Raw genomic sequence first — 15,180 nt, forward strand, 5'->3', positions numbered from 1 at the left:
CCAGACCGGCGGCCATCCGCACCGACTGGGCACCCTGACCCGGGAACACGAACACCGGGCCCGTGCCGGCGCTGGTGACCGTACCGGCGACGAGGTTGCCGGCCGGGTGGCCGGCGGCGAGGGCGTCCAGCCCGGCGAGCAGCTCGTCGGTGCCGACGCCGACGACGGCGGCGCGGTGGTCGAACGTCGCGCGGGTGGTGGCCAGCGACCAGCCGATCGCCGCCGGGGCGAGGTCGCCGTGCGCGCGCACGTGCTGGGCGAGCCGGGCGGCCTGGCCGGCGAGGGCGGCCTTCGACCGGGCCGACACCGGCCAGACGGTGACGTCCGAGGCGACCAGGCCGGGGCGTCGCGCGGGCTCGACGGCGGTGGCCTCGACGGCCTCGTCGCCCTCGACGGCCGCCGGGTCGGCGACGCGCGGCCGGTACTCCTCCAGGATCACGTGGGCGTTGGTGCCGCTCACGCCGAAGGAGGAGACGCCGCCGCGGCGGGGGCGGTCCAGCTCCGGCCACGGCTTGGACTCGGTGAGCAGGGACACCGCCCCGGCGGTCCAGTCCACGTGCGGGGAGGGCTCGTCGACGTGCAGGGTCTCCGGCATGACGCCGTTGCGCAGCGCCATCACCATCTTGACCAGCCCGGCGACGCCGGCGGCGCTCTGGGTGTGGCCGATGTTCGACTTCACCGAGCCCAGCCACAGCGGCCGGTCGGCCGGCCGGTCCTGCCCGTACGTGGCGATGAGCGCCTGCGCCTCGATGGGGTCGCCGAGGGTGGTGCCGGTGCCGTGCGCCTCGACCATGTCGACGTCGGCGGTGCCGAGCCGGGCGTTGGCGAGGGCCTGCCGGATGACCCGCTGCTGGGAGGGGCCGTTCGGGGCGGTGAGCCCGTTGGACGCGCCGTCCTGGTTGAGGGCGCTGCCCCGGATCACGGCGAGGATCGGGTGGCCGTTGCGCTCGGCGTCGGCCAGCCGCTCCACGACGAGCACGCCGCCGCCCTCGCCCCAGCCGGTGCCGTCCGCGCCGGCCGCGAAGGCCCTGCACCGGCCGTCGACGGACATGCCGCGCTGCCGGGAGAAGACGACGAACACGCCCGGGGTGACCATCACGGTGACGCCACCGGCGATGGCCAGGTCGCACTCGCCGCGACGCAGCGCGTTCACGGCGAGGTGCAGGGCCACCAGCGAGGAGGAGCAGGCGGTGTCCACGGTGACGGCCGGGCCGTTGAGGCCGAGGGTGAACGAGATCCGGCCGGACGCGACGCTTGTGGTGTTGCCGGTGCCGAGGTACATGTCGACGCCCTCGGGCACGTTCGGCAGACCCATGCCGTAGTTGGACGTGCTCAGCCCGACGAAGACACCGGTGGAGCTGCCGCGCAGCGACAGCGGGTCGATGCCGGCGGACTCGACGGCCTCCCAGGACGTCTCCAGCAGCAGCCGCTGCTGCGGGTCCATGGCGAGGGCCTCACGCGGGGAGATGCCGAAGAGGGACGGGTCGAAGTCACCGGCGCCGGCGAGGAACCCGCCGATGCGGGTGTAGCTCTTGCCCGGCTTGTTGGGGTCGGGGTCGTAGAGCGCCTCCAGGTCCCACCCCCGGTCGTCGGGGAACTCGGTGAGCGCGTCCCGGCCGTCGGCGACGAGCTCCCACAGGTCCTCCGGCGAACGGACCCCACCGGGGAAGCGGCAGCTCATCGAGACGATGGCCAGCGGCTCCTGATCCCGGGCCTCGACGGTCTGCAGCTTGCGCTTGGTGTCGTGCAGGTCGGCGGTCACCCGCTTGAGGAAGTACCGCAGCTTGTCGTCGCTCATCGGGTGGCCCCTGCCTCGATCCGAAGGTTGGTCATCTCAGGAGATTCCAAACTCTTTGCTGATGAAGTCGAAGATCTCGTCGTCGCTGGCCGAGTCGAGGTCGGGCCGGTCCGGCTCGGCGGCGGGCCCGGCCGCCAGGTCGGACGCCTTGGCGAGCAGGTCCTGCATCCGGGCGGTGAACCGGGCCCGGGCCGCCGGGTCGAGCGGGATGGCGTTGAGCAGGCTCTCCACCGTGTCGATGCCCTGGAAGAGCGGTTGCGTGGAGGGCGCCGCGTCGGCGGCGATCTCGCTGGTCAGCTTCTCCGCGAGCGCCGTCGGCGTCGGGTAGTCGAAGACCAGCGTCGCCGGCAGTCGCAGCCCGGACAGGCCGTTGAGCCGGTTGCGCAGGTCGACGGCGGTGAGCGAGTCGAAGCCCAGGTCGGTGAAGAGCCGGTTCGGGTCGACGGCGTCGGCGCCGGCGTGGCCGAGGACGGCGGCGATGTTCGCCCGTACCACGTCAAGCACCACCTTGTGCCGCTCCGGGCCGGCCAGGCCGGCGAGTCGCTGGCTGAGCTGCACCCCGCCGGAGCGGGCGCCGGTGGCGTCGACGGAGCGCCGCAGCGGCACCCGGACCAGGGCCCGGAGCATGGGCGCGAGCGTGCCGGCCTCCGCCTGCCCGCGCAGCGTCCCGACGTCCAGGCGCATCGGCACGACGGCCGCCGCGTCGAGCCGCCACGCGGCGTCGAAGAGGTTCAGCGCCTGCTCGGTGGCCAGCCCGGCGGCGCCCTGCTCGGCCATCCGCCGCACGTCGTCGTCGCCGAGATGCCCGGTCATGCCGCTGGCCTGCTCCCACAGGCCCCACGCGAGCGAGATGCCGGCGAGCCCACGGGCCCGGCGGTGCGCCGCGAGGGCGTCGAGGAAGGCGTTCGACGCCGCGTAGTTGGACTGGCCGGCGCTGCCCAGGGTGGCCGCCGCCGAGGAGAACAGCACGAAGGCCGCGAGGTTCGCGTCGGCCGTGAGGCGGTGCAGGTGCCACGCCGCGTCGATCTTCGGCACGGCGACCGCGTCCACCCGCTCGGGGGTCATCGACTCCAGCACGCCGTCGTCGAGGACACCGGCGGCGTGCACCACGGCGGTGAGCGGGTGCGCGGCGGGCACCGCGGCCAGCAGGGCCGACAGGGCGTCGGGGTCGGCGGCGTCGCAGGCCGCGACGGCCACCTCCGTACCGGTGCCGGCGAGTTCGGCGACGAGGTCGCCGATCCCCTCGGCCGCCGCGCCGCGCCGCCCGGCCAGCAGCAGGTGCCGCACGCCGTGGGTGGTGGCGAGGTGGCGGGCCAGGATGCGGCCCAGCACGCCGGTCCCGCCGGTGATCAGCACGGTGCCGTCCGGGTCGATCCCGCCCGGCAGCGGCTCCACCCCGGCCGGGACCCGCCCGAGCCGTGGCGTGCGGACCTGCCCGGCCCGTACGGCGAGCTGCGGCTCACCGGAGGCGATGGCGGCGGCCAGGGCGGCGGCGCTGTCCGGGTCGTCGTCGAGGTCGAGGAGCTGGCACCGGTCCGGGTGTTCGAGCTGGGCGGTGCGCAGCAGCCCCCAGACCGGGGCCGCGCGCAGGTTGACCACCTGCTGCTCCCCCGCCGCGACCGCGTCCCGGGTGACCAGCACCAGCCGGGACCCGGCGAACCGGTCGTCGGCGAGCCAGGTCCGCAGCGCGGCGAGGGTACGGTGCGTGGTGGCCCGCGCCTGCCCGGCGAGCGCCGGGTCCGTCGGGTCCCCGGTGGAGGCGACCGGGACGATCACCGCCTCGGGTGCCGGCTCACCTCCGGCGAGCAGCTCGCCCAGCGAGTCGAGGTCGACGTCGGTGCGTACCCGGGCGCCGGCCGCCTCGCAGGCGGCGCTGAGGGCCAGGTCGTCGCCGAGCGTCACCCAGCGGGTGGCCGCCGGCACGGGGCCGGTGGGCACCGGCAGCACCGGCCAGTCGACCTGGAACAGCGACTCGTGCCGGCCGGAGCGGGCCGCGCCGAGCGAGTCGCCGGAGACCCGGCGCATGATCAGCGAGTCGACGTGCAGCACCGGGGCGCCGGTGGCGTCGGCCACCTGGAAGGAGACGCCGACCTCGCCGGCCGCCGCGACGCGTACGCGCAGGGCGGTGGCCCCGGCGGCGAGCAGGGAGACCCCGGTCCAGGCGAACGGCAGGCGGGGCACGCTGGCGTCGGCGCCGTCGCCCATCCGGCCGAGGAAGCCACCGATCGACATGGCCTGCAACGCACCGTCCAGCAGCGCCGGGTGCACGCCGAAGCGGCCGGCCTCGGCGTGGTGGTCGGCGGGCAGTTCGACCTCGGCGAAGACCTCGTCGTCGCGGGTCCACGCGGCGCGCAGGCCACGGAACGCCGGGCCGTACCCGAAGACGGTCGCCTCGATGCCGGAGTAGAAGTCGTCGGCCTCCACGCGCGTCGCGCCGGGCGGCGGCCACACCCCCAGGTCGAAGGCGGGCGCGGCGTCGGCCGGCTGCGGGCCGAGCAGACCGGTGGCGTGGCAGGTCCAGGCGACGTCGGCGAGGATCTCGTCGGAGCCGTCCCGGTAGGGCCGGGAGTAGAGCTGGACGGTGCGCCGCCCGTCGTCGTCCCGGTCGCCGACCATCAGCTGCACCTGGAGGGCACCGAGTTCGGGCAGGACGAGCGGGGCGAGCAGGGTCAGCTCCTCCACCGTCGGGCAGCCGGCCTGCTCACCGGCGTACGTGGCCAGCTCCACGAAGGCGGTGCCGGGCAGCAGGATGTTGTCCATCACCCGGTGCTCGCCGAGCCACGGGTGGGTACGCACCGACAGCCGCCCGGTGAAGACCATCCGCTCGCTGTCGGGGAAGGTCAGCGTGGCGATGAGCAGCGGGTGCCCGGCGTCCTGAAGGCCGGCGGAGCTGACGTCCTGCGCTCGGTGCAGCGGCGGCTCGACCCAGTACCGCTGGTGGTCGAAGGCGTAGGTGGGCAGCGCCACGACGTCGGTCTCGGCGAGGACCGTGCCCAGGTCGACGGGCAGGCCGATCGTGTGCGCGGTGGCGAGGTTCGTCAGCAGCCGCGCCGCGTCGTCGTCACCGCGGCGCAGGCTGCCCAGGGTGTACCCGCTCGCGCCCGCGTCGTCCAGGATCGCCGTCACCGGCATCGTCAGCACCGGATGCGGGGAGATCTCGACGAACGTGGTGTGCCCGGCGGCGACCGCGACGCGCACGGCGGCGTCGAACTGGACGGTCTGCCGCAGGTTGTCGTACCAGTAGCCGGCGGTCATCGACGTCGGGTCGACCCAGTCCCCCGTCAGCGTCGACACCAGCCGGGTGTGGCCCGGCTGCGGGGTCACGTCGGCCAGGTCGGCACGCAACTGCTCGGCGACCTCCTGCACGGCCGCCGAGTGCGACGCGTAGTCCACCGGGATCAGTCGGGCGCGCACCCCGTCGGCCTGGCACGACTCCACCAGATCCGCGACCGGCTGCGGCGGACCCGACACCACCACCGTCGACGGGCCGTTGACCGCCGCCACACCCACACCCGGGAACGCCGGCAGCCGCTCGGCCACCGCGTCGGCCGACAGGTCCACCGACGCCATCGTGCCGGTGCCCCGCAGCACCGTCAGCGCCCGCGAGCGCAACGCCACGGCCTTCGCCGCGTCCTCGATGCTGAGGATGCCGGCCACGCACGCCGCGCCGATCTCGCCCTGCGAGTGACCGACCACCGCCGCCGGGGTGACCCCGGCGTGCTGCCACACGGCGGCGAGAGCCATACCGACGGCCCACAGCACCGGCTGCACGACCTCGACCCGCTCCAGCCACGACTCGTCGTCGCCGGTCAACACCGAGACGAGGTCCACGTCCAGGTACGGGGCGAGGGCCCGCTGGCACTCCGCCAGCCGCGCGTCGAACACCGGCGTACGACCCACCAGGCCGGCCGCCATCCGCGCCGACTGCGCACCCTGACCCGGGAACACGAACACCGGACCCGCGCCGTGGGGCGTGACGGCGCCGGCGACGACGTTGCCGGCCGGCGACCCGGACGCCAGGGCGTCCAGCCCCGCCAGCAGCTCCTCCGTGCTCGACCCGACGACGGCGGCCCGCTGGTCGAACGTCGACCGGGTGGCGGCGAGGGACCAGCCCACCGCCGCCGCATCGACCTCGCCGCGCTCGCGCACGTACTCCGCCAGGCGGGCCGCCTGGCCGGTCAGGGCGCCCTTCGACCGCCCCGACAGCGACCACAGCACCGCGTCGGCGGTCACGAGCCCGGGGCCGGGCTCGGCCGGAGCCACGGCCTGCGGCTCGTCGGCCTGCTCGATGATCACGTGGGCGTTGGTGCCGGAGATGCCGAACGAGGACACCGCCGCCCGGCGCGGCCGGTCCACCGCCGGCCACGGCCGCGACTCCGTCGCCAGTTCGACGGCGCCGGAGGTCCAGTCGATGTGCGGGGACGGCTCGTCCACGTGCAGCGTCGCCGGGACGAGGCCGTGCCGGATGGCCTGCACCATCTTGATCACACCGGCGACACCGGCGGCGGCCTGGGCGTGGCCGATGTTCGACTTGATCGAGCCGAGCAGCAGCGGCCGGTCGGCGGGCCGTTCCCGCCCGTACGTGGCGAGCAGGGCCTGCGCCTCGATCGGGTCGCCGAGCGTCGTGCCGGTGCCGTGCGCCTCCACCACGTCCACGTCGGCGGTGGTCAGCCGCGCCGAGGCGAGGGCCTGCCGGATGACCCGCTGCTGCGACGGACCGTTCGGGGCGGTCAGGCCGTTGGACGCGCCGTCCTGGTTGATCGCGGAGCCGCGCACCACCGCGTACACGGTGCGGCCCTGCCGGCGGGCGTCGGAGAGCCGCTGCACGAGCAGCATGCCGACGCCCTCGGACCAGCCGGTGCCGTCGGCGGACGCGGCGAACGACTTGCACCGGCCGTCGGCGGCCAGGCCGCGCTGCCGGGAGAACTCGACGAACGCGGTCGGGGTGGCCATCACCATGACGCCGCCGGCCAGCGCCATGTCGCACTCGCCGCGTCGCAGCGCCTGGCCGGCCCAGTGCAGCGCGACCAGCGACGAGGAGCAGGCCGTGTCCAGGGACACCGCCGGCCCCTCCAGCCCGAACGTGTACGCCACCCGACCGGAGATGACGCTGCTGGTCATCCCGGTCAGCATGTAGCCCTCGGCGGCCTCCGGCGAGTACGCGAGCAGCGAGCCGTAGTCCTGGCCGCTGGTGCCGACGAAGACGCCGGTGCTGCTGCCCCGCACGTCGGCCGGGTCGATGCCGGCGGACTCGAAGGACTCCCAGGTGGTCTCCAGCAGCAGCCGCTGCTGCGGGTCCATGGCCAGGGCCTCGCGGGGCGAGATGCCGAAGAAGCCGGGGTCGAACTTGTCCACGCCGCTGAGGAAGCCGCCACCGCGGGCGTAGAAGGTGCCGGGGGCGTCCGGGTCGGGGCTGTAGAGGCTGTCGAGGTCCCAGCCACGGTCGGTCGGCAGGTCGCTGATCGCGTCGACGCCGTCGACCACCAGCCGCCACAGGTCGTCGGGCGACCACACCCCGCCGGGCAGCCGGCAGGCCATGCCGATGATCGCGAGGGGCTCGTCGTCGCCGACCGACACGGCGGTCGTCGTGGGCCGCACGGGGACCGGGGTGCCGGCGATCTCCGTACCCAGGAAGGCCGCCAGGTCGTGCGGGGTCGGGTAGTCGAAGACGAGGGTGGCCGGCAGCCGCATCCCGAACGCGTTGTTGAGCCGGTTGCGCATCTCGACGGCGGTGAGCGAGTCGAAGCCGAACTCGCTGAACGCCCGGCGCGGCTCGATGGCCGCCGGGTCGGGGTAGCCGAGCACGGCGGCGGCCTGGCCCCGGACGATCTCGACCAGCGCGGCGGCCCGCTCGGTGTCGCCGAGCCCGGCGAGCTGCTGCACCAGAGACGCGCCGGTGGCGGCCGCGGCGGCGCGCGCGGGCGTGCGGATCAGCGCCCGGTACAGCGGCGGGATGCTCCCGCCGGCGAACTGGACCTTCATCGCGGCGAGGTCCAGCCGGGCCGGGACGAGCGCGGCGTCGGTGGTGCGGCAGGCCGCGTCGAAGAGGGCGAGCCCCTCCTCGGCCTCCATCGCGGCGACGCCGGAGCGGGAGATCCGGTTGAGGTGGACGTCGTCCAGCTCGGTGGTCATGCCGCTGCGGTCGGCCCAGAGGCCCCACGCGAGGGTGAGCGCGGCAAGGCCGCGCGCCTTGCGGTGCTGGGCCAGCCCGTCGAGGAACGCGTTGGCGGCAGCGTAGTTGCCCTGGCCCGGGCCGCCCGCGGTGGCGGCGAGCGAGGAGTACGAGACGAAGGCCTTGAGGTCGAGGTCGGCGGTCAGCTCGTGCAGGTTCCAGGCGGCGTCGACCTTGGGCCGCAGCACACCGTCCATCCGCTCGGGGGTGAGCGAGGAGATGACGCCGTCGTCGCGGACGCCGGCGGCGTGGATGACGGCGGTCAGCGGATGCTCCGCCGGGATGCCGGCCAGCAGCTCGGCCACGGCGCTGCGGTCGGCGACGTCGCAGGCGGCGACGTCGACGGTCGCGCCTAGCGCCGCCAACTCGGCGCAGAGTTCGGCGACGCCCCCGGCGGCCCGGCCACGCCGGCTGGTGAGGATCAGGTGCCGGACGCCGTACGTCGTCACCAGGTGCCGGCTCATCAGCTGGCCGAGGGTGCCGGTGGCGCCGGTGATCAGGACGGTGCCGTCCCCGTCGAACGGGGCGGCCGGCGGCTCGCCCGGGACGGGGACCCGGGTGAGCCGGGCGCCGGCGGCGACGCCCGCGCGGATCACGACCTGCGGCTCGTCGGTCGCGACGGCGGACACGAGCGCGGCGGCGCAGCCCGCCAGGTCGTCGACGTCGACCAGCACGAACCGGTCGGGGTTCTCCGACTGGGCGGAGCGGAGCAGGCCGATAACGGCGGCGCCGGCCAGGTCGGTCAGGTCGGCGTCGCGGTCGGTGGCGACCGCGCCCCGGGTCAGCACCACCAGCCGGGAGGCCGCGTAGCGGTCGTCGGCGAGGAACTGCTGGAGCACGGCGAGCGCCCGGTGGGTCACCTCGGCGACGGCCCGGGGCACGTCCGCCGACGTGGGCGGGTCGAGGAACGGCACGACCAGCACGCCGGGTGCGTCCGTCCCGTCGTCCATCGCCGTGGCGAGGGCGGTCAGGTCGGGGTACGCCGCCACGGCCGTACCGGTGACGGCGACCGCGTCGGTGAGCGCCGCCGCGCCGCCGACCACCGCCCACCCGACGGTGGCCGGGCCGGCGGGCAGCGCGAGCGGGGCCCACTCGACCCGGAACAGCGACTCGGTGCCGCCGCCCCCGACGGTGCGGAGCTGGTCGGCGGAGACCGGCCGCAGGACGAGGGAGCCCACGGAGATGACGGGCGCGCCGGTGACGTCGGTGAGCAGCAGCGAGATGCTGTCGGGGCCGGTGTGCGAGACCCGGACCCGGGCCGCCGCGGCCCCGGCGCCGTGCAGGGCGACGTCGTTCCAGGAGAACGGCAGCCGACCGTACCCGGGGGGCATGTCCGCCCCGGACGGCTCGCCGGCCGGCGTGGTCAGGCCGAGAGTGTGCAGCGCCGCGTCGAGCAGCGCCGGGTGCAGGCCGTACCCGCCGGCCTCGGCGGCGGGCGCATCCGGCAGCGCCAGCTCGGCGAAGAGGTCGTCGCCGCGCCGCCACGCGGAGCGCAGGGCGATGAACGACGGGCCGTAGTCGTAGCCCTGGGCGGCGAGGTTCAGGTAGAGGTCGTCGGTGCCGACCTCGGTCGCGCCCGGCGGGGGCCAGGTGGTCAGGTCGGACCAGCCGACGGGGCCGCTCGGCGCGGCCGGGCCGCTGGCCAGCACACCGCTGGCGTTGCGGGTCCAGGCCCGCTCGCCCTCGGCCGGCTCGCCGTCCTGGGCGGAGTGCAGCGACACGGACCGGCAGCCGGTCTCGTCCGCCGGGCCGATCCAGAGCTGGATGTCCACGCCCCCGGTCTCCGGCAGGATCAGCGGCGATTCCAGGGTGAGTTCGCGGACGTGGTCCGCGCCGACGTGCGCGCCGGCCTGCAGGGCGAGTTCGACGAAGCCCGTGCCGGGCAGCAGCACGGTGTCGAAGACGACGTGGTCGGAGATCCACGGATGGGTACGCCGGGCCAGCCGGCCGGTGAACAGGAAGCCCTCGGCGTGCGCGACGCCGACGGCGGCCCCGAGCAGGGGGTGTTGCGCGGGCCGCAGGCCGACCGCGGTGACGTCGCCGGTCCACCCCGCCCCCGCCTCGGGCCAGTAGCGCTGGTGCTGGAAGGCGTACGTGGGCAGGTCGACCCGCCGGGCGCCGGTGTCGGCGAGCCACGGCCGCCAGTCCACCGCCACCCCGTGCACGTGCAGCTCGGCCAGCCCGGCCAGCAGCCCGTGCGCCTCGGGCCGGTCCTTGCGCTGCGCGGCGACGCTGAGCACCGCGTCGTCGCCGGGCAGGATGTCGGCCGCCATCGCGGTCAGCACGCTGCGCGGGCCGATCTCCAGGAACGTGTCGACCCCGGCGGCCCGCAGCGCGGTGACCCCGTCGGCGTACCGGACGGCGTCGCGGACGTGCCGCACCCAGTACTCCGGGGTACGGATCTCGTCGGCGGCGGCGAGCGCCCCCGTCACGTTCGACACCACCGGCAGCGACGGCTCGGCCAAGGCGAGCCCGCCCAGGACCGCCCGGAACTCGTCGAGCATCGGCTCCATCAACGGGCTGTGGAACGCGTGGCTGACGGTGAGCCGGCGGGTACGCACGCCCCGCTCCCGCCAGAGCCGCTCCACCTCGTCCAGGGCCTCGACCGCGCCCGAGACGACCACCGAGGTCGGCCCGTTCACCGCCGCGACACCCACCCGGTCGGTCAGGGCCGCGATCGAATCGGCCACGGCCGCCTCGTCGGCGGCCACCGCCAGCATCCCCCCACCAGCCGGCAGCGCCTGCATCAACCGGCCCCGCGCCGCCACCAACGCGCACGCGTCGGCCAGCGACAACACCCCCGCCACGTGCGCGGCCGTCACCTCACCGATCGAGTGCCCGCCCACGAACTCCGGCGCGACCCCGAACGACTCCACCAGACGGAACAACGCCACCTCGACCGCGAACAGCCCGGCCTGCGTGAACACCGTCTGGTCCAGCAGCTCCGCCTCGGGGGCGCCCGCCTCGGCGAACAGCACCTCCCGCAGCGGACGCGGCAGCAGCGGGTCGAGCCGCCCGCACACCTCGTCAAGCGCGGCGGCGAAGACGGGGAACTCCCCGTACAGCTCGCGGCCCATCCCGGCGCGCTGCGCGCCCTGGCCGGAGAAGAGCACCGCCAGCGAACCACGGTTGGCGGCCTGGCCGGCGACGACCGTGCCCGACGGGTCCCCGGCGGCGAGGGCGCGCAGCCCGGCCAGCAGGTCGTCGCGGCCGGTCGCGGAGACCACGGCCCGGTGGTCCAGGGTGGACCGCGACGTGACCGACGAGAAGGCCACGTCCAGGGGCCGCAGGGTCTCGTCGGCCGCAAGCCGGGCCGCCCAGCGGGCCGCCTGCGCGGCGAGACCCGCCGCGTCCCGGGCCGACACCGGCACCGGTACGACCGGCCGCTCCACCACCGGCGCGGTGGCGGCCGACGCGGGCTGCTGGGGTTCCGGGGCCTGTTCCAGGATGGTGTGCGCGTTGGTGCCGGACACCCCGAACGAGGAGACCGCCGAGCGGCGCGGCCGGTCCACCGCCGGCCACGGCGTCGCCTCGGTCACCAGGGAGACCTCGCCGGCCGACCAGTCGACCTCGGGGGTCGGCTCGTCGACGTGCAGGGTCGGCGGCACGACGCCGTGCCGCATCGCCATCACCATCTTGATCACACCGGCGACACCGGCGGCGGCCTGGGCGTGGCCGATGTTCGACTTGACGGAACCGAGCAGCAGCGGCGCCGAGTCCCCCCGGTCCTGCCCGTACGTGGCCAGCAGCGCCTGCGCCTCGATCGGGTCGCCGAGCCGGGTCCCGGTGCCGTGCGCCTCCACGACGTCCACGCCGCCGGCGGCGAGGCCTGCGTTGGCCAGGGCCTGCTGGATCACCCGCTGCTGCGACGGCCCGTTCGGAGCGCTCAGGCCGTTGGAGGCGCCGTCCTGGTTCACCGCGCTGCCCCGCACCACGGCGAGGATCGGATGGCCGTTGCGCTGCGCGTCCGACAGCCGTTCCAGCAGCAGGACGCCGACGCCCTCGGACCAGCCGGTCCCGTCGGCGGCGGCGGCGAACGCCTTGCACCGGCCGTCCGCGGCGAGGCCGCGCTGCCGGGAGAACTCGACGAAGGCCGCCGGGGTGCACATGGCGGTGACCCCGGCGACAAGGGCCAGGGTGCACTCCCGCTGCCGCAGCGCCTGCCCCGCCAGGTGCAGGGCGACCAGCGAGGACGAGCAGGCGGTGTCGATGGTGACCGCCGGCCCCTCCAGCCCGAAGGTGTAAGCGATCCGGCCGGAGACCACACTGCCGGCGTTGCCGGTCATCAGGTGCCCTTCCAGGCCCTGCGCGGCACCCATCAGCACGGTGCCGTAGTCCTGCCCGGTGCTGCCCGCGAAGACGCCGGTGCGGCTGCCGCGCAGCGAGTGCGGGTCGATGCCGGCCCGTTCGAGGGCCTCCCACGAGGCCTCCAGCAGCCAGCGCTGCTGCGGGTCCATCGCCAGCGCCTCGCGGGGGGAGATCGCGAAGAAGCCCGGGTCGAAGTCGGCCAGGTCGTGGACGAAGCCGCCCTGTCGCGTGTACGACGTGCCGGCCTGCTCCGGGTCGCTGTCGTAGAGCGACCCGAGGTCCCAGCCGCGGTCGGTGGGGAAGTCGGAGACCACGTCCCGGCCGGACGCGACCACCTCCCACAGGTCCTCGGGCGACCGCACCCCGCCGGGGAAGCGGCAGCTCATGGAGACGATGGCGACCGGCTCCTGCTCACCGGCCTCCACCTCGCGCAGGCGCTGGCGCACCTGGTGCAGGTCAGCGGTGACCCGCTTGAGGTAGTCGAGAAGCTTCGCCTCGTCAGCCATGGACCGCGCACTCCTTGTGTTGACCCGTCGTCGCAGCAGCGATCACGTCAGGACATCCCCAGCTCACGGTCGATGAAGTCGAAGACCTCGTCCGGCGTCGCGTCCTGGAGCTTCTCGGCGACGGTGTCGCCGCCCGCCGCGGCGTCGGCCTCGTTGAGGGAGGCCAGCAGCGCCCGCAGCCGCTCGGTGATCCGAATTCGGGCGCTCCGGTCCGGCGCAGAGCCGGAGAGCGCCGCTTCCAACCTGTCCAGCTCACCGAAGACCGGTGCGACCCCGACCACCCCGCCGTCGACGATCGCCGCCCGCACGTACTCGGCCAGCCCGGCGGCGGTCGGGTAGTCGAAGACCACCGTGGCGGGCAGGCGTACGCCGGTCGCCGCGGTGAGCCGGTTGCGCAGCTCCACGGCGGTCAGCGAGTCGAAGCCGAGTTCCCGGAACGCCCGGTCCGGCTCCACGGCGTCCACCGAGGCGTGTCCGAGTACCGCGGCGGCCTGCCCGCGTACCAGCTCCAGCAGGGTCTTGCGTCGTTCGGCGTCGGTCTGTCCGCCGAGCAGGGCGACCAGGGACTCCGCGGAGACCCCGGTGTCCTCGGCCCGCTCGGCGACCGCCCGGCGCGCCTCGGCCACGCCCGCGATGAGTGGGCTGGGCCGGACGGCGACGAACCCGGGCACGTACCGGGCCCAGTCGATACCGGCCACCATCGTCGCCGGCTCGCCCCGGGCGACGCACTGCGCGAGCGCCGTGAGCGCGGGCCCGGTGTCCAGGCGGGCCACGCCGGTACGCCGGCGGCGCTCCTCGACGGCCTGGTCGGCGGCGGCCATCCCGCCGGCCGCCCAGGGGCCCCAGGCGACCGAGGTGGCCGGCAGGCCCTGCCGGTGCCGCTGCTCGGCGAGGGCGTCGAGGTAGGCGTTGGCGGCCGCGTAGCTGCCCTGACCGGCGGCGCCGAGCTGGCCGGCCAGCGCGGAGAACAGCACGAACGCGCGCAGTTCCCGCCCGACGGTCAGCTCGTGCAGGTGCAGGGCGCCGAGCACCTTGGGGCGCAGGACGGTGGCGAGGCGGTCGGCGGTGAGCCCGTCGAGCACCCCGTCCTCCAGGACGCCGGCCGCGTGTACCACGCTGGTCAGCGGCGCGTCGGCGGGCACCTCGTCGAGCAGCTTCGCCAGCGCCGCCCGGTCGGCCACGTCGCAGGCCGCGACGGTCACCCGGGTGCCCGCCCCGGTCAGCTCCCGGGCCAGTTCGGTGGCGCCGGGGGCGTCCGCGCCGCGACGGCTGACGAGCATCAGGTGCTCGGCGCCCCGGGCGGCCAGCCAGCGTGCCACCTCCACGCCGAGCGCGCCGGTGCCGCCGGTGACCAGCGTCGTGCCCGGGTAGCCGGCCTCGTCGGCGGGCGCCTCGCCGCCGGGCGCCCGCACCAGCCGGCGTACCAGGATGGTGGCGCCGTCGACCGCGAGCTGGTCCTCGCCGTCGAGGCCCGCGAGGGCGGCGCAGAGCAGGTCCCAGCCGTGGTCGTCCAGGGCGGCCGGGACGTCGACCAGGCCGCCCCACCGCTCGGGGTGTTCCAGAGCCACGACCCGGCCGAGGCCCCAGAGCAGCGACTGCTCCGGCCGGCCGGGCGTCCCGCCCCGGGTGGTGCCGGCGGCGCCCCGGGTGACGCACCAGAGCGGCGCGGCGACGTCGAGGTCACCGAGCGCCTGGATCAGCGCCAGCGACCGGGCGAGGAACGGCGGGACGGGCTGGGTGTCGTCGACCGCGCCGTCGGCGAGCGCGAGCAGCGACAGCACCCCGTCCACCGGGGCCGGTTCACCGTCGGCGGTGCGGGTGACGGCGGTCAGGTGCGCGGCGAGGGCGGCCCGGTCGGTCAGGTTCTCCGGCACCGGCACCAGGCGGACGTCGGCGCCCCGGCGGGTCAGCTCGGCGAGGGCGGTCTCGCCCTCCTCCGGGTGCCGCTCGTCGACGATGACCCACCAGGCGCCGGGGAGGAAGCTGACCGGTGTCCCGGTGTACGGCTGCCACACGCTGCGGTACCGCAGGTCGTCCAGGGCGGACCGGTTGCGCTGCTGGCGCCGCCAGGAGGCGAGCACCGGCAGGGCCGCGCCCAGCCGTTCCAGGGAATCCGTGGCGTCCTGCTCGGTGAGTTCCGCGAGCGCGGCAAGGTCCTCGCGTTCGACGGCCGCCCAGAACGCGGAGTCGACGCCGCTCGGGGCCTCCTCGGCGCCGCCCTGCCCGGTCGTCGCGGTCGGCCAGAAGCGGCTGCGGTCGAAGGCGTACGTGGGCAGCGCCACCGGGTCCGTCTGGGCGAGGACCGTGGTGAGGTCGACGGGCAGGCCGATGGTGTGGGCGGTGGCGAGGTTGGTCAGCAGCCGCGTCGCGTCGTCGTCACCCCTGCGCAGGCTGCC

Annotated in this window: 3 protein-coding genes; all 3 read right to left on the reverse strand. The window is 75.7% G+C overall.

Annotated features, from left to right (window positions below; translation table 11 throughout):
• The coding region (locus V6V16_RS27020; RefSeq protein ID WP_334566618.1) for a type I polyketide synthase at nt 1-1,798 on the reverse strand (1,798 nt) is incomplete at its 3' end.
• A 36-nt stretch (nt 1,799-1,834) separates the two neighbouring features.
• Nucleotides 1,835-12,784, reverse strand: coding sequence for a type I polyketide synthase (locus V6V16_RS27025; RefSeq protein ID WP_334566619.1), 10,950 nt, complete (start codon nt 12,782-12,784; stop codon nt 1,835-1,837).
• A gap of 47 nt (nt 12,785-12,831) precedes the next feature.
• A partial coding sequence (locus V6V16_RS27030; protein ID WP_334566621.1) for an SDR family NAD(P)-dependent oxidoreductase occupies nt 12,832-15,180 on the reverse strand: 2,349 nt, incomplete at its 5' end.

It is taken from the genome of Micromonospora sp. CPCC 205561 (genome assembly GCF_036906775.1).
In the GTDB taxonomy this organism is placed as follows: domain Bacteria; phylum Actinomycetota; class Actinomycetes; order Mycobacteriales; family Micromonosporaceae; genus Micromonospora.